At 67.6% G+C, this 16,170-nt stretch carries 16 protein-coding genes; 9 read left to right on the top strand and 7 right to left on the bottom strand.

Annotated elements, in window-relative coordinates; all coding sequences use genetic code 11:
• The first annotated feature begins 8 nt into the window (after positions 1-8).
• A complete protein-coding gene (locus ABCQ75_RS11185) occupies positions 9-2,360 on the top strand; it encodes an ATP-binding cassette domain-containing protein (protein ID WP_345885453.1) in 2,352 nt (783 codons plus the stop codon).
• Here ABCQ75_RS11185 and ABCQ75_RS11180 read toward each other — a convergent pair.
• Together ABCQ75_RS11180 and ABCQ75_RS11175 are read right to left on the bottom strand one after the other, a co-directional pair.
• On the bottom strand, positions 2,323-3,639 hold the full coding sequence (locus ABCQ75_RS11180) for a multidrug effflux MFS transporter (RefSeq protein WP_345885452.1): 1,317 nt from the start codon (positions 3,637-3,639) through the stop codon (positions 2,323-2,325). The two genes, ABCQ75_RS11185 and ABCQ75_RS11180, sit on opposite strands and share 38 nt — an antisense overlap.
• Before the next feature lie 120 nt (positions 3,640-3,759).
• Entirely contained in the window at positions 3,760-3,966 is a 207-nt protein-coding gene (locus ABCQ75_RS11175; RefSeq protein WP_345885451.1) for a hypothetical protein, read from the bottom strand.
• Between the two features lie 184 nt (positions 3,967-4,150).
• On the opposite strand from ABCQ75_RS11175, the gene ABCQ75_RS11170 reads away from it, so the two are divergent.
• Positions 4,151-5,215, top strand: a complete 1,065-nt coding sequence (locus ABCQ75_RS11170) for a hypothetical protein (RefSeq protein ID WP_345885450.1) — start codon at positions 4,151-4,153, stop codon at positions 5,213-5,215.
• Here ABCQ75_RS11170 and ABCQ75_RS11165 read toward each other — a convergent pair.
• On the bottom strand, positions 5,192-5,866 hold the full coding sequence (locus ABCQ75_RS11165) for a hypothetical protein (protein WP_345885449.1): 675 nt from the start codon (positions 5,864-5,866) through the stop codon (positions 5,192-5,194). The genes ABCQ75_RS11170 and ABCQ75_RS11165 overlap by 24 nt on opposite strands.
• A 738-nt stretch (positions 5,867-6,604) precedes the next feature.
• Positions 6,605-7,423, bottom strand: a complete 819-nt coding sequence (locus ABCQ75_RS11160; RefSeq protein WP_345885448.1) for a sigma-70 family RNA polymerase sigma factor — start codon at positions 7,421-7,423, stop codon at positions 6,605-6,607.
• Positions 7,424-7,511: 88 nt separating this feature from the next.
• Here ABCQ75_RS11160 and ABCQ75_RS11155 point away from each other — a divergent pair, with 88 nt between their 5' ends.
• Positions 7,512-8,153: a TetR/AcrR family transcriptional regulator gene (locus ABCQ75_RS11155; protein WP_345885447.1), complete on the top strand. Its 642-nt coding sequence runs from the start codon at positions 7,512-7,514 to the stop codon at positions 8,151-8,153.
• Positions 8,154-8,194: 41 nt separating this feature from the next.
• Here the strand turns inward: ABCQ75_RS11155 and ABCQ75_RS11150 are convergent, their stop codons facing one another.
• Positions 8,195-8,674 (bottom strand): VOC family protein, encoded by a 480-nt coding sequence (locus ABCQ75_RS11150; RefSeq protein WP_345885446.1) that lies wholly within the window; start codon positions 8,672-8,674, stop codon positions 8,195-8,197.
• 77 nt (positions 8,675-8,751) lie between these two features.
• Here ABCQ75_RS11150 and ABCQ75_RS11145 point away from each other — a divergent pair, with 77 nt between their 5' ends.
• Complete coding sequence (locus ABCQ75_RS11145; RefSeq protein WP_345885445.1) at positions 8,752-9,210, top strand: DUF3054 domain-containing protein; 459 nt, start codon at positions 8,752-8,754, stop codon at positions 9,208-9,210.
• A gap of 37 nt (positions 9,211-9,247) precedes the next feature.
• Positions 9,248-9,526, top strand: coding sequence for an Lrp/AsnC family transcriptional regulator (locus ABCQ75_RS11140; RefSeq protein WP_345885444.1), 279 nt, complete (start codon positions 9,248-9,250; stop codon positions 9,524-9,526).
• 18 nt (positions 9,527-9,544) lie between these two features.
• On the opposite strand, the gene trpD is transcribed toward ABCQ75_RS11140, so the two are convergent.
• Positions 9,545-10,606, bottom strand: coding sequence for an anthranilate phosphoribosyltransferase (gene trpD / locus ABCQ75_RS11135; protein ID WP_345885443.1), 1,062 nt, complete (start codon positions 10,604-10,606; stop codon positions 9,545-9,547).
• Between the two features lie 169 nt (positions 10,607-10,775).
• Here trpD and ctaE point away from each other — a divergent pair, with 169 nt between their 5' ends.
• From ctaE to qcrB, 4 genes are all read left to right on the top strand, one after another.
• Positions 10,776-11,414 (top strand): aa3-type cytochrome oxidase subunit III, encoded by a 639-nt coding sequence (gene ctaE, locus ABCQ75_RS11130; RefSeq protein ID WP_460985763.1) that lies wholly within the window; start codon positions 10,776-10,778, stop codon positions 11,412-11,414.
• Between the two features lie 69 nt (positions 11,415-11,483).
• The gene (gene qcrC, locus ABCQ75_RS11125) at positions 11,484-12,269 is read left to right on the top strand and encodes a cytochrome bc1 complex diheme cytochrome c subunit (RefSeq protein ID WP_345885441.1); all 786 of its coding nucleotides are present in this window, start codon (positions 11,484-11,486) and stop codon (positions 12,267-12,269) included.
• Positions 12,270-12,361: 92 nt separating this feature from the next.
• On the top strand, positions 12,362-13,414 hold the full coding sequence (gene qcrA / locus ABCQ75_RS11120; protein WP_345885440.1) for a cytochrome bc1 complex Rieske iron-sulfur subunit: 1,053 nt from the start codon (positions 12,362-12,364) through the stop codon (positions 13,412-13,414).
• Positions 13,411-15,093, top strand: coding sequence for a cytochrome bc1 complex cytochrome b subunit (qcrB, locus tag ABCQ75_RS11115; RefSeq protein WP_460985764.1), 1,683 nt, complete (start codon positions 13,411-13,413; stop codon positions 15,091-15,093). The genes qcrA and qcrB overlap by 4 nt, the downstream gene beginning before the upstream one ends.
• A gap of 115 nt (positions 15,094-15,208) precedes the next feature.
• Here the strand turns inward: qcrB and ABCQ75_RS11110 are convergent, their stop codons facing one another.
• Entirely contained in the window at positions 15,209-15,997 is a 789-nt protein-coding gene (locus tag ABCQ75_RS11110; RefSeq protein ID WP_345885439.1) for a GntR family transcriptional regulator, read from the bottom strand.
• Positions 15,998-16,170 lie beyond the last annotated feature (173 nt).

Raw genomic sequence — 16,170 nt, 5'->3', positions numbered from 1 at the left:
CTGCTGCCATGCACGCCGCCGACAGCCATGACCTGATCCGCGTCCGGGGCGCCCGGGAGAACAACCTCCAGGGGATCGACCTCGATATTCCCAAGCGCCGGCTGACCGTCTTCACGGGTGTCTCCGGCTCGGGCAAGAGCTCGCTCGTGTTCGGCACGATCGCAGCGGAGTCCCAGCGGCTCATCAACGAGACGTACTCGACGTTCGTGCAGGGGTTCATGCCGAACCTCGCCCGGCCTGACTACGACTACCTCGAGGGGATCACACCCGCGATCGTGGTGGACCAGGAGCGGCTGGGCGCGAACGCGCGCTCAACCGTCGGCACGGTCACGGACGCCAACGCGATGCTGCGCGTGCTCTTCAGCAGGCTCGGGACGCCGAGGATCGGGCCGCCCACCGCATTCTCGTTCAACGTTCCCGAACGCAAGGCCAGCGGCGTGATGACCACAGCGAAGGGCGCCGGGCAGAAGACGGTGGTGCGCGACGTCGTCTACCACGGCGGGATGTGCGCCCAATGCGAGGGCCGGGGCACGGTCTCCGACCTGGACCTGCGCGAGATCGTCGACGAGGACAAGTCCCTCGCCGAGGGTGCCATCAAGGTGCCCGGCTACACCGCGGACGGGTGGATGGTGAAGGCCTTCATCGAGTCCGGCTTCTACGACGCGTCCAAGCCCGTGCGCGAGTTCACCGAGAAGGAGCGCCACGACTTCCTCTACCGCGAGCCGGTGAAGGTCAAGGCCGGCGGCATCAACGTCACGTACGAGGGCCTCATCCCCAAGATCCGCAAGTCCATGTTCAGCAAGGACCCCGAGTCGCTCCAGCCCCACATCAAGGCGTTCGTCGAGCGGGCCGCGGTCTTCGCCGAATGCCCGGCATGCGGGGGAACGCGCCTGAACGATGCCGCTAGGTCCTCGAGGATCCGCGGCGCGAGCATCGCCGACGTGTGCGCCATGCAGATCACGGACGCCGCCGAATGGGTCCGCGGGATCGACGATCCGGGTGTGGCCCCGCTCGTCGCGAACCTGACGCACCTCCTCGAGTCCTTTACCGGGATCGGGCTCGGCTACCTCTCCCTGGACAGGCCCTCCGGCTCGCTGTCCGGGGGAGAGGCCCAGCGGACCAAGATGATCCGGCACCTCGGCTCGGCCCTGACGGACGTCACCTACGTCTTCGACGAGCCGACCGTGGGACTCCATCCCCACGACATCGAGCGCATGAACCGGCTCCTGACAGACCTGCGGGACAAGGGGAACACCGTGCTCGTGGTCGAGCACAAGCCGGAGACCATCACGATCGCGGACCACGTGGTCGACCTCGGCCCAGGGGCCGGACGCGCGGGCGGGGCGGTCTGCTTCGAGGGCACCCTCGCGGGGCTGCGGGCCAGCGGCACGCTCACTGGCCGGCACCTCGGCCACCGGGCCTCGCTCAAAGACTCCGTCCGCACGCCCACCGGCGCCGTGGAGGTCCGGGGCGCGGACCTGCACAACCTCCAGAACGTCGATGTGGACGTGCCCCTCGGCGTGCTGTGCGTGGTGACCGGCGTCGCTGGGTCCGGGAAGAGCTCGCTCATCCACGGCGCCCTCCCCGCGTCGGCGGACGTTGTTTCGGTGGACCAGTCCGCGATCAAGGGGTCCCGTCGCAGCAATCCGGCCACCTACACCGGCCTCCTCGAGCCGATCCGGAAGGCGTTCGCGAAGGCGAACGGGGTGAAGCCGGCGCTCTTCTCCTCGAACTCCGAGGGCGCGTGCCCGACGTGCAATGGCAACGGCATGGTCTTCACCGAGCTCGGGTTCATGGAGACGGTTTCCACGCCGTGCGAGGACTGCGGGGGCAAGCGCTTCCAGGCGTCGGTCCTCGGACTGCGGCTCGGCGGGCTCAACATCGCCGAGGTCTTGGACCTCTCCGCGGCCGAGGCCAGGGCGTTCTTCTCCGACGGCGAGGCCAAGACGCCCGCGGCCGCGGCGATCCTCGGCCGCTTCGAGGACGTGGGTCTGGGCTACCTCACGTTGGGGCAGCCGCTCAACACGCTTTCCGGGGGGGAGCGGCAGCGGCTCCGGCTCGCCACCCACATGGGGGAGAAGGGCGGCGTGTACGTCCTCGACGAGCCGACGAGCGGCCTGCACCTGGCGGACGTCGACAACCTGCTCTCGCTCCTGGACCGGCTCGTGGACTCGGGGAAGTCCGTGATCGTGATCGAGCACCATCAGGCGGTGATGGCGCACTCGGACTGGATCATCGACCTCGGCCCCGGTGCGGGGCACGACGGCGGGCGGGTCGTCTTCGAGGGCACGCCCGCCCAGCTCGTGGCCGCCAGGTCCACGCTCACAGGCAAGCACCTCGCCGCGTACGTGGGGGCGTAGCGTTGGCTGTCCGGTTCGTGTGCGCTGGGATCGCTCCTGCGCCACTCGCCCTCACCCCTTTCGGCCGCCCGAGAAGTCCCGCGAACGAGGCCCAGAACGCCAGACCGGCGATCGCCGTCGTGCTCGCTGCGACGACGCCGAGTGCGGTCGCGTCACCGCTGCCGCCGAGGCCGACGAGGGGCGCGGCCACGCCACCGAGGCCGAATCGCGCGAGGCCCAGGAGCGACGAGGCCGTCCCGGCCATGTCAGGGTAGCCGGCGAGGGCCAGGGAGGTGGACGGCGGATTCGTCACTGCGATGCCCGAGACCAGGACGAGGAGCGAGACGATGAGGGCCCACACCGGGAGATGGGCGATCGCCGTCGTGAAGAGGAATATCCCGCCCGCCGCCGCCATCACGAGGCCGACGGCGAGGACGGGGGCCTCCGACCAGCGCTCGGAGGCCCGCCCCGAGGCGAAGCCGAACACCATGTACCCGAGCGAATTGAGGCCGAAGGCAAGGGCGTACTCCTGGGGGCTGAGCCCGTAGACACCCTGGAGCACGTAGGTGGCGCCGGCGAGGTAGGCGAACAGCGCCGCACCGGTGAACGCCGCGACGAGGAAGCACGAGGTGAACGTTCTGTCGGCCAGCAGTCGGCGGAACCCGTGCATCATCGGGGCGAGTCCGCCGGCGGTGCGGAGCCCGTGGGGGAGCGTCTCGGGGAAGGCCGTCGCCGAGGCTGCCAGGATTCCCGTCCCGGCCACGGCGAGGAAGGCGAACGCCCCACGCCAGTCTGTGAACAGCGCGATCTGGCCGCCGATCACCGGGCCGATGATCGCCGCGAGCCCGCCCAGGACGGCGAGGCGGCCGTAATACCGCACGAGCCGGCCGCCGGAGTACAGGTCGCGGCCAGCTGCCTGGGCGGTGACGATGCCGACCGAGGCCGCCAGGCCCTGGAGCAGCCGTGCGCCGATGAGGACCTCGACCGTAGGGCTCACGGCGCACAGCAGGGAGGCGAAGACGTAGACCACGATGCCGATGAGCAGGGGCCGGCGCCGGCCGAACCGGTCCGAGAGCGGGCCGGCCGCCAGCTGGCCGAACGCAAGGCCGAAGAGGCATGCCGACACGGTCAGCTGGGCCGTTGACGCGTGGGTCCCGAGATCGGCCGTGAGGGCCGGGAGCACGGGGAGGTAGAGGTCCATCGAGATGGGCCCGAAGGCCGTGAGCAGGCCCAGGACGACGGGCAGGGCACGTCCCGCACGGGGTTGCGTGGGCTTGGGCGGTGAGGCTGTTGCGGTCATGCGGGTTCCTCCGGTTCTCTGGTGGCTGCAACCAGCGAACCAGCGCGAAGCACAGCGGGGGAGAGCCCTGCTGATACGGGTAATGGCAGTACCTGCCAGCGCCGACGGCCGGCTATTGATTCACGTTCGGCGAGCGACGAGCGCCGCATGCGGGCGCCGCCCGGGATCAGTAGTGACCGCGTGGGGAACATTCAGGGAATCGCCTTCGGGCGTGTTCAATGAACGAGGCACGAGGTCGAGGCCTTCGACCTCCATGCCTTTATCCACCGCACCGAACAGTTCGGCGTATTCCGCCGCGCGTCTGCTGTACGCGTCTGGCTCAGCCATTGGCCCCGAGCCTATGCGAACCAGTGGTCAAGGGCTCAACGGCTCACCTCGACTGCAAGGCGGCCTGCCACTGAGAGATTGAGCCACCAACTTCAGCGAAGCGCGGTTCGCCGATTGAGCGCCGATAATCCACATTATGTCAAGTAGAGGATGGCATGTTCGCAGCTGGTGCGAATACGACAGCATGGACTCACCCACGAGGCCTTCCAGGAACCCCACGCCCGAAAAGGTCGCCTTCCTGCGTGAACTCTGCATCGAGCATCACATCCTCGAACCGGTGAACCTGGACATCGAGCGCTTCCAGACCTGGCTCGAAGCCAAGCTCCACAGCCTCCCGGCCGAAGACGCACGGCTCATCCAGCAGTACGCCCGCTGGGTCCACCTGAACCGCATGCGCCAACTCGACAGCAGCGGGGCGATGAAGAAGGCAACCTTCCTCTCCGCCAAGCAGTCCACCACGATGGCCATCGGCTTCCTCGTGCATCTCCGACAGCGAGGCACCACCCCCCGGGCCTGCTCTCAGGCCGACGTGGACCAATGGCTCGACAGCGGGCCCACAACCCGAAGCCTCGCCCGCAGCTTCGTCCGCTGGGCCGGCCAGCACGGACACCTCCCACCCGTGGATTTCCCCTACCGCGTCGCCAACACGACACCGGTCATCAGCCAGCAGCAGCGCCTCGAGCACATCCGAAATCTGCTCAACCCGAGAGCCGGAATCCCCGGCGCGGAGAGCATCGCAGGCCTATTCCTCCTCCTCTACGCGCAGCCGATCACCCGCGTGGCCCAGATGCGCCTGGAGCAGATCGAGGACATCGGAGAACGGCTCACCGTCTCCTTCACTGGCGACCGGCTTGAGATACCGCCGCCGTTCGACGGAATCGTGCGCGCCCACCTCAAAGCCCTGCCCAACTCGAACACCTCCGCCCACCTCGGGAACAAGTGGCTCTTCCCTGGCGTGCAGCCCGGCAAGCACATGCACCAAGGGACGATCATGAACCGGCTCCGCGACAGCGGGATCGACCTGCTCGGCGCCCGCAACGCCTCGCTGCGCGCACTCGTGCTCGAAATGCCAGCCCCCGTCGTCGCCGACGCCTTCAACTACAGCTACACCATCACTGACCGCCACCGCCGCGACGCCGGCGCCACCTTCGGCAACTATGTCGCGAGGAGGTCAGAAACCACAACGTCGCCCCGGGAGCGCAACACCCCAAGAAGACCTCGGCCTTCACCGGCTTCGTATCCACTCTGATCCGAGACGTTGGAAACCCTCTCCGACTCCGAGTGACAGAGCGAGCGACCAGTCGGCAACAAGCGCTGTGAGCAGGCCGAAGGGTGCCACGCGCGCAGTGGCTCGGTCCAGCTCGGCTGCTGGCTTGTCCAATGCCTCCCATTGACCAGCTTCCCAGCGGTAGATCGTTACTGGCGGTGAAGACCCGGTGAGGACCTCGAGGGTTGTGACGACGCAACTTTCCTCGGGTATGGGCAGGTCCCAGGGGCGCACCAGCCACTGCCAAGCCGGATCATGCCCCTCAGCCAGACTTCGAGCCATGTCAGGGGTGTCGAGAGTGGGGGCCGGCTCGACTGGGATGACCTGAACCCAACGTGCCTGCTGCCGTCGCGCCGGGATGCCGAGTAGCAACGCCTCTACCCAGTCCGGTTCGACGCCTCCCATCGCGAAAGTCCCAAGTCCCGCGACTTCCACCATGGCCGCCTCGTGCGACGGTCGGCGCGTGAGATCCTCGGCGCAGGCGCGAAGAATTCGCTCTACCTGGTAGACGTCGTATCGCAATGCTCCCGCGCACACGAGCTCGCAGCCTGCCCGGCCCCTAACGCCTTCGGTATAGCCATAGGACGGCACTGTTCCCTGCTGGACGAAAATGACTCGAATCTCAGGGCTCATGAGCGCTCCTCCAGGCCGCGACCTTCCGTCGAGCTTACGTCGCCAATGGATTCGATCTAACAAGGTCGACAGAGCCTGGGGCTCGATCCATCAGTCCTGCAGTAGGGAGCCCATGGGGGGGATTACAGCGACAATACGCCGGTCTCAAATACGTCAGGCCAGCACTAATTTGCCGGGGACCTCTTCCGCCGAATCAATCGGCCCCTGTCCTGCGGTTGGTGCGGAATCCTGCCTGATAAGCCACAGAGCGCGGGCAGTGATCAACTCGAGGACCGCAGCGGTCCCTCCCGACTGCTCAATGCTCACAGCGCCAGCATATGCACCAACTCACGTCTAATAGAGGACTTGGCATGGCGAGGACCCCAACAGCCGCCACCCCTCGACGGAATTGCCAACTCTACTGGGACGGTCAGAGCGTGATCTGTCTCAGCAGAGTTGGCAAAACCTCAGGTCACGGTTGCCAAGCAGACTGAGACCGGACACGGCCCCCTCACAGGGAATTCTGTGCCACATGTCTGACGGCCCGTCCAGCGCGGCATCGTCGCGCGTTGACGCGAGGAGACTGACACGGCTAGCCAAGCGGCCAATCAGTGCCCGTTCTCTTGGTGCTTGCAGCTTGCAGGACTCGTTGCGCTTCGATGACCAGCTCCGCATTGGCATTCGCGCGGTGACTCGCCGCGCGCGCGGCCCGTCCATCACCCCCGACGGGCGGGACGCTGGCACTCATAGTCTTCCGGATCAGGCTGCCATGCGGGTACGGAGCTGGCCGAGCACGCGGTTGAGCAGTCGCGAGACCTGCATCTGGCTCACGCCGAGCTCCTTGGCGATCTGCGACTGGGTCATCTCGTGGTGGAAGCGCAGGTACAGGATTCTGCGGTCACGCTCCGAGAGATCCTCAAGGGCGGCCGCGAGGGCGAGGCGGGTCTCGACCTGCTCGTAGCCCGGGTCGTCCGCGGCGAAGGCGACGGCATGCTTCACGCCGTCGTCGGACCGGGACGTGTCGCCGTCATCGATCTGCTCTGCCACCATCGCGGCCTCGGCGATCTGAGCCTCCGCCACCTCTGCAAGTCCGGCTCCGAGCTCACGGCTCAACTCAGCCGTGCTCGGGTCATGCCCGAGCCGCTGGGCCAGCGCCGGCCGCACTCCGCGAAGCCGAAGGCGCAGCTCCTGGATGCTGCGCGGCGGGCGCACCACCCATGAGTGGTCCCTCACATACCTCTTGAGCTCGCCCGTGATGGTCGGCGCGGCGAATGCAACGAACCCGTGCCCCTTGCCCTCCTCATAGCGCTTCGCAGCCTTGATGAGCCCGAGGCGGGCGACCTGCCGGAGGTCGTCCGCGTCATGCCCGGGGCACTTGAAGCGACGGGCGAGTGCGTCCGCGACTCCGAGGTGCTCGAGGGCCAGCCCCTCGGCCTCTCCCCCGAGCCCCAGGTCCTGCTCGGCAGGCCAGCTCGGGGACGGCTCGTCACGGTCCGTCCAAGTGGTCCGTGCGGAGCCGGCCTCAAGATCGGCTGCTGATTCATCGGACGGTGTGGTGTGCGCCAGAGTCTCAGTCATGACACCGAAGCTAGAGTAGACAGACCGTTCTGTCCAGAGGAGACAGACAAGTCTGTCTACTTTTCTCGAAATCGCCTATCATGGACGAATGCAGATGGACGAGCTCAGCCAGGCGCCGCCCCCCGCGCGAGTCAGTGCGCGCGACCGAATACTTTCGACGTCGTATGAGCTCTTCGCGCGCCGTGGGATCCGCGATGTGGGCGTGGACGAGCTCATCGCACGGGCTGGCGTGGCCAAGGCCACTTTCTACAAGCACTTCCGCTCCAAGGATGAGCTGGCTCTGGCCTACCTGGAGCGGTGGTACCAGTTGCGGAGGACCGCCATCGAGGACGCCGTGGAACGGCGTGGGAGCGAGGGTGGACCTGCACTGCTCGCCATATTCGACGTGTTCAACGACTGGTTCCGCCAAGGCACCGCGGAGGTCAGCTCGTTCCTGCACGTCCTGATCGAGATGGGCCGTGACCACCCGCTAGGGCGCGCAGCGCTCGACTACCTGGCCAAGACTCGCGCTGAGCTCGCCGCTCTTGCCGAAGCGGCCGGTCTGCGGGACCCTGAGGACTTCGCCTGGTCCTGCCACATCCTTGTGAAAGGCTCGATCATCGCTTCTGCCGAGGGCGACGAGCGCGCCGCAGAGCGGGCCCGCGAGATGGCGGTGCTGCTCATCAAGGAGCACCATGCGCCGCGTGCCGTCGTCGAGGTGCTCGAGGCGGAAGTCCTCGAAGCCAGCTGACTCTGGGCAGTGCGCGCTGCGGGCGGAGGCGGCCTGCGAGCTCAGCCGACGCCGTCGGCGGCCGCTTCGAGCTCAGCGATGAGGATGCGGCGCATCGAGAGCATCGCCCCCATGGCCCTCCTCGCCCGGGCTGGGTCGGGGTCGGCAAGAAGCTCGGCGAGCCGCCGGGGAATGACCTGCCACGAGAATCCGTACCGGTCCTTGAGCCAACCGCACATGCTCTCCTCGCCGCCCTGCGCCGTGAGGGACTCCCAGTAGTGGTCCACCTCGGCCTGGTCCGCGCAGTGGATCTGCATCGAGACCGCCTCCGAGAACGTGAACTCAGGCCCACCGTTGAGTGCCACGAAGGGCTTGCCGTCCAGCGTGAACTCGACACTCAGCACCATGTCGGCCGGGCGCTGGGCACCCTCGCCGTAGTGGGACACGGAGAGGATCTCGGATCGCGGGAAGACAGCGGTGTAGAACTCAGCGGCCTCGAGGGCCTGGGTGTCGAACCAGAGGCAGGGGGTGATCGAAGGCATGCCGCGATTCTTTCCCGGACCCCCGCCGGCAGGGAAGGGCGCGGCGAGACCGATCCCTCCCGGCCTAGGCTTGTCCCATGCCCGACCAGCCCGGCTCCACAGCGCCCCCGCACCCCCCTGCCCCCTCCCCCAGTCGGCACACAGCGCGCGCGGCCGCCGTCGCCGCGTGTCTGGACACCGCCGTCGTGCTTGCCTTCGCGGGGCTCGGCCGGGGATTCCACAGCCTCGAGAATCCGGTGCTGGGCGTGCTCGCCACCGCGTGGCCCTTCCTGGTCGGCCTCGCGGTGGCCTGGGCGGCATTCCGCGTGTGGCGCCGCCCTGATGCGCCCTGGCCCACGGGCATCGCCGTGTGGATTGGCTCGTACGCGCTCGGCATGGCCCTGCGCGCGGCAATGGGCGGGGCGACCCCAGTGCCCTTCCTCCTCGTGGCATTCGGGTTCCTCGGTGCGCTGTTCCTCGGCTGGCGCGCGATCGCCCTTGTCGCGCAGAGGGTGCTCGCCCGGGATCGGTCCGCAGGGGCGCGGGCCCAGCGCTAGGCTGGTCCGAGAAACGCACCAGCTCGATCGGAGGACCATGATCACGGCATTCGTCTTCATCAGGACTGACACGACCCAGATCCCGGAGGCTGCGGAGAAGATCTCGGCCATCCCAGGAATCAGCGAGGTGTACTCAGTGACGGGCGAGTGGGACCTCATTGCGATCGCCCGCGTCCGGGAGCACGAGGAATTGGCAGACGTCGTGGCCGACCGCCTCTCGAAGGTCGAAGGCGTGGTGGAGACGACCACGCATATCGCCTTCCGCGCCTATTCGCGCCACGACCTCGAGGCCGCTTTCTCCCTGGGTCTCTCCTGAACGCCGCGGCGCCGGCGCTCAGGACTGGCTGAAGTCCACCCAGCCCTGGAGCGCCCGGGCCGCGGCGCCGGAGTCGATGGACTCCTCGGCACGCGCTACGGCGGCGCCGAGCCGTTCCGCGAGCGGTCCCTCGGCTTCCGCGGCGAAGGCCACGAGGCCTGCTGCGGCATTGAGGACGACGGCGTCGCGCACCGGCCCCCGCTCCCCCGCCAGGACGCGGCGCACCACATCGGCATTGTGCTGCGCGTCCCCGCCGCGGAGCGCCTCGAGTGGGGCACGGGCGAGCCCGAGCTCCGCGGGATCAAGGATGGATTCGGCGATGCGGCCGTCCCGCACCTCCCACACCCGGGACGTGGTGGTGATCGTGAGCTCGTCGAGACCGTCGTCACCCCTGAACACGAGGCCCCGGCTCCCGCGCTCGGCCAGCACCCCGGCGATGAGCGGCGCCATGCGGGCATCCGCGGCGCCCACAGCCGACGACTGGACACGGGCAGGGTTCGTGAGCGGGCCGAGGATGTTGAAGATCGTCGGGACCGCGAGCTCCTTCCGCGGCACTGCCGTGTGGCGGAACGACGGGTGGAAGACCTGGGCGAAGCAGAACGTGATGCCGCACTGCTCGGCGGACTCCGCGACGCGCTCCACGCTCATGTCAAGACGCACCCCGAGGGCCTCGAGCACGTCCGCGGAGCCGGACGACGACGACGCCGCCCGGTTGCCGTGCTTCACCACCCGCGCTCCCGCCCCGGCAGCCACCAGCGCGGCGGTGCTCGAGATGTTCACGGTGTTCTGCTGGTCCCCCCCGGTCCCCACGATGTCGAGCTTCTCGCCGCTGATGGCGATCGGGGTTGCGCGCGAGACCATCACGTCGACGAGGCCGGCGAGCTCTGCCACCGTCTCCCCCTTGGAGCGGAGGCCCACGAGGAAGCCGGCGATCTGCGATGGCGTCGCCTCGCCCGCCATGATCTCGTCCATGGCCCACGCGGTCTGGACCTGTGTGAGGTCGGATCGCTGGACGAGCGAACCGATGATCGAGCGCCATGTGGGCGCGGTCACAGGGCTGGACGCAGAGGCAGTAGTCACGCTCCTGATGCTATCGACCCCGCCCGCAGGGCGCCCAATGCGTGACTCGCCCCACCCTCGCAGCCGCGCGAGCCCTGCGATCCGCATGATTTCGAGGGTTTGTAGAAAAAGTTCCCCGAAGGGGCGCTTCGCGTTGGGCGAACCCGCCGTTTGCAGACATAATGTCCTTGTGACGACAGCGACTCATGCCCCGACAACCACGGCACATCCCACGCTGAATCGCCCCAACATGGTCTCGGTCGGGACCGTGGTGTGGCTGTCCAGCGAGCTGATGTTCTTCGCCGGCCTCTTTGCCATGTACTTCTCCCTGCGTGCCGCCTCCGGCGAGTTGTGGGCGGAGGAGACGGCCAAGCTCAACTTCCCCTTCGCGCTCGTGAACACGATCGTCCTCGTGGCGAGCTCGTTCACCTGCCAGATGGGCGTGTTCGCGGCCGAGCGGCTCCAGCCGCGCCGCACCGGGGGCGTCTTCGCCTTCGCCCGCTGGGGCATGATCGAGTGGTTCCTGCTGACCTTCCTCATGGGCGCATTCTTCGTCGCCGGCCAGGCCACGGAGTACGCCATGCTCGTCTCCGAGCACGTGTCGCTTTCCTCCAACGCCTACGGCTCGGCGTTCTACATGACCACCGGCTTCCACGGCCTCCACGTCATCGGCGGCCTCGTGGCGTTCCTCTTCATCATCGGACGTGCGTACGCGGCCAAGCAGTTCGGTCACTTCGAGGCAACCTCGGCGATCGTCACCTCGTACTACTGGCACTTCGTCGACGTCGTGTGGATCGGCCTCTTCCTGGTCATCTACGTCCTCAAGTAGCACCGAGCACAGAAGCAGATGTTGGGCCGCTCCGAACGGCGGCGGCAGGCAAAGGATAGGAACGATTTCGTGAAGGCACTCTCGCAGAAGCGGCGTCACCCTCTGGCAGTCCTCGCACTGCTGGTCATGGGCCTGCTGCTGACCGGCGGACTCTATGCAGTGGCCAGCTCGGCCAATCAGGCCAAGGCAGACACGACCTACTCGGCAGCGGACGTCAGCGAAGGCGAGAAGCTCTTCGTGGCAAACTGCGCCACGTGCCACGGCATGGGCGCCTCCGGCACGGCCGCTGGCCCGTCGCTCATCGGCGTCGGTGCCGCAGCGGTGGACTTCCAGGTGGGAACCGGCCGCATGCCCATGCAGATGCAGGGTCCGCAGGCATTCAAGAAGCCGCAGCAGTTCAATGATGAGCAGACCAAGCAGCTGGCCGCGTACGTTGCCTCGCTCGGCGCGGGGCCCGCGCTCCCGGAGGAGTCCCTCCTCGACAACGAGGGCGACGCCACGCACGGCGGCGAACTCTTCCGCGTCAACTGCGCCATGTGCCACAACGCTGCGGCTGCAGGCGGTGCACTGACCCGCGGCAAGTTCGCCCCGTCACTCGCCGGCGTGAGCGAGAAGCACATCTACGAGGCCATGGCGACTGGCCCCCAGAACATGCCGGTGTTCAGCGACGCGAACATCTCCCCCGAGGGCAAGCGGGACATCATCACGTTCCTCAAGACCATCGAGACCCAGGGCTCGCCCGGCGGGGCTGACCTCGGCGCGCTCGGCCCGGTCTCCGAGGGCCTCTTCGTGTGGGTCGCCGGTCTTGGGGTCATCATCGGATTCACGATCTGGCTCACCTCGCGCAGCTCCTGAGGCCCCGCGCAGCACTTGTAGGCCGCGTCAGTGCGGCAACGATTTGAACACCGTCCCGGGACAGTCCGGGGCCAGGAAGGATGAGGGGAATTATGGGCAACCATAGTGACGGATCTCCCCAGCACGGGAGCGCCGTAGCTACGGCTGGTCAGACTGAGCAGGCATTTGCGGACCCGGGACTCCCGCCGCACCGCCTCCGTCTGGCCGACACCGACCCCAAGGCTGCGAAGCGCGCTGAGCGCCAGGTCACGGCGCTTTTCATCATCTCGGTGATCGGCACGATCGTGTTCCTCGTCGCGTACTTCGCGATCGACCTCGGGCACGATTCGGACATCGCCACGATCCGGCTGCAGAACCTCCTGCTGGGGCTCGGCACCGCATTCGCGATGCTCGGCATCGGAACCGGCATTGTGCACTGGGCCAAGGCCCTCATGCCGGACCACGAGGTCTCCGAAGCCCGGCACGGGATCCGCTCGGACGAGGACCGCGAGGCCGCCGTCAAGATCGTGGACGACATCATCGAGGAGACCGGCATCAAGCGCCGCCCCCTCATCCGCAACACCCTCATCGGTGCGATGCTGGTTGCGCCGCTGCCGGCGCTCGCCGTCTTCGGCGACCTCGGCCCGCGCCCCGATGACAAGCTGCGCCACACCATGTGGGCCCCTGACGCCAACGGCAAGAAGGTCCGGCTCGCCCGCGACCCCGATGGCACCCCGATCAAGGCCGCGGACGTCACGATCGGCTCGGCGTTCCACGTCATCCCCGAAGGCCTCAACGAGCTCCATGAGGGCAAGCTGAACGAGAAGGCCAAGGCCGTCGTCCTGCTCATGCGCCTCAACCCGGCGGACCTCAACATCAGCCCGGGCCGCGAGAGCTGGAGCTACAACGGCATCGTCGCCTACTCCAAGATCTGCACGCACGTCGGCTGCCCCGTGGCGCTGTACGAGCAGCAGACGCACCACCTGCTGTGCCCGTGCCACCAGTCGACCTTCGACCTGACGAACGAGTGCGCGGTCATCTTCGGACCTGCGAGCCGCCCGCTGCCGCAGCTTCCCATCGAAGTCGACGCCGAGGGGTACCTCGTGGCGAGCTCCGACTTCCAAGAACCCGTTGGACCTAGCTACTGGGAGCGTGAGTACTCGTGAGCGGCGCAACCGCCTCCACCTACCAGGCCCCGACGAAGGTCGGCCGCATTGCCGACTTCGTCGACCAGCGCAGCGGCGCCTCGCCGATGCTCCGGGAGTTCGGCCGGAAGATCTTCCCCGACCACTGGTCGTTCATGTTCGGCGAGGTCGCGCTGTACAGCTTCGTCATCCTGCTGCTGTCGGGGACGTTCCTGACGTTCTTCTTCGACCCCTCGATGGCGGAGACCCACTACGACGGCGCCTACGTTCCGCTCCGTGGCATGGAGATGTCCGTGGCCTACGCCTCCTCGCTGGACATCTCGTTCGAGGTGCGCGGCGGGCTGTTCATGCGTCAGGTGCACCACTGGGCCGCGCTTCTGTTCGTCGCCTCCCTCAGCGTCCACATGCTGCGCGTGTTCTTCACCGGCGCCTTCCGCAAGCCGCGTGAGATCAACTGGGTCGTCGGCGGCGTGCTCCTCATCCTGGCGATGGCGGCCGGCTTCACCGGCTACTCGCTCCCGGACGACCTCCTGTCCGGCAACGGCCTCCGCATCATCGACGGCGTCATCAAGTCGATCCCCGTGCTCGGCACCTGGATCTCGTTCTTCCTCTTCGGGGGCGAGTTCCCCGGGACGGCCATCATCGGTCGCCTCTACGTGCTGCACATCCTGCTCGTGCCCGCAATGATCCTTCTCCTCGTGGCGCTGCACCTGTTCTTCGTGGTCCTCCACAAGCACACGCAGTACCCCGGTCCGGGCCGCAATGACGGCAACGTCGTCGGCTACCCGCTCGGCCCGGTCTACGCGGCCAAGGCCGGAGGGTTCTTCTTCATCGTCTTCGGTGTCATCGCCCTCATGGCTGCGGCGTTCACGATCAACCCGATCTGGAACTACGGCCCCTACGACCCCTCCCCCGTGTCCGCAGGCACCCAGCCTGACTGGTACATCGGGTGGGTCGACGGCGCGCTCCGCCTCATGCCCGGTGTCCTGGGCTCTGTCGACGGGTACCGCCAGCACTTCGAGTTCGTCGTCTTCGGACAGACGCTCACGCTGAACGTCCTCCTGCCGGCCCTCGTGCCCGCCGGCCTCGTGTTCACGGTCCTCTTCACCTACCCGTGGATCGAGCGCTGGATCACCAAGGACGACCGCGAGCACCACGTCCTCGACCGTCCGCGCAATGCCCCGACCCGCACCGCGATCGGTGTCGCCGGCTTCGTGTTCTACTGCGTCATGTGGGCGGCCGCCAGCTCCGACCTCATCGCGACGCATTTCCACGTGTCGCTGAACGACGTGACCTACTGGCTGCGGACGCTCTTCTTCGTCGGCCCGATCATCGCCTTCATCGTGACCAAGCGCATCGCCCTGGGCCTTCAGCGCAAGGACCGCGAGATCGCTCTGCACGGCCGCGAGACCGGTCGGATCGTTCGCCTCCCCCATGGCGAGTTCATCGAGGTCCACGCCCCGCTCGACGCATACAAGCAGTACCGTCTCGTGGCGTTCGAATCGCCGGAGATCCTTCCGGCCCAGCCGAACGCGAAGGGGGTTGTCGACCGCAAGGAACGCCGCCGCGCGAAGCTCTCGCGGTGGTTCTTCGAAGACCGTGTCGCGCCGGTGACGCCCGCCGAGCTCGCAGCAGCGCACGCTCACGGCCACCACGAGGAGATCTCGTCCCGCGAGGAAGCCAAGAGCCTCGGCCACTAGCATCCCGCGCGCCAAGAAGGGCCCCGCAACCATCAGGTTGCGGGGCCCTTCTGCTTCGGCGTGGCCCCGGACGCGCCGCGCCAGAAGGACGCAGCGGGCGGCTGAGGGCGTCCTCTCAGCCGGAGAAGCGCTTGGTGGAGTAGCTGCGCGGTGCTCGCACACCAGGCCGCTGGAGGGGCACCCAGAGCTTGTACCGGTCCGCGCGGTAGTACGAGACGGAGTAGTCCACCATCGACTTGGAGACATAAGCGTGCCGTTGGATCTTGAGCAGCGGCGACCCCATCTCGACGTTGAGGAGCCGCGCGGTCGACGGCGACGCCGCCGTGGCCTCTATCGTGTCCTCGCCCCACTCCATGACCAGCCCATACTTCTCGCTGAGCACCTGGTAGAGCGACGTAGGCGGCGGGCCGTCGAGGATCCCCGGCACGCGGTGGGCCACGATGTAGTTCTCATCGACGCTCATGGGCTCCTTGTCCGCAAGGAGGAGCCGGCGGAAGCGGACCACGGGAGTCCCCTCGTCGACCTGCAGCTCTCGCGCAAGGTATGCCGAGGCGCCGATCTGCTCGAAGCTCAGAACACGCGCGTCCGGCACCATCCCGCGGCGCTGCATCTCTTCGCTGTAGGACGTCAGCTTCATCTGGAGATCGAGCTTGGGCCTGCTCACGAACGTGCCCAAGCCGACGATGCGGTCGAGGACGCCCTCGGCTACCAGCGCATCGATGGCCTGCCGCACCGTCATGCGGGCCACGCCGAACCTCAGCGATAGCTCGCGCTCGGAAGGCAGCGCCGCCCCCGGCGACAGCTCGGTCACGACGTGGGACCTGAGGATCTCGCGCAGCTGGATGTACACGGCCGTCTTCGAGGAACGGTCGAGTTCGCCACGGATGGCGTCTGCGTTGTCCACTGTCCTCCTCATAGCGCTGCGCAGGCGGCAGCACCAGCTCGCGGCTGTCCCCGCGTCCATCGTGACACACCCCCACCCGAGATGCAGAAAGGCCACCGGGCGCAGCAAGCGGCCGGGGCCGGCACCTTCTCAGGTGCCGGCCCCGGCCTTCTCGCTGCCGTGAGGCAGCCAGC

The organism is Sinomonas halotolerans, assembly GCF_039615075.1.
GTDB classification, from domain to species: Bacteria; Actinomycetota; Actinomycetes; order Actinomycetales; family Micrococcaceae; genus Sinomonas; species Sinomonas halotolerans.
The sequence above is the reverse complement of the archived record's forward strand: the minus strand, read 5'-3'. Positions and strand labels throughout refer to the sequence as shown.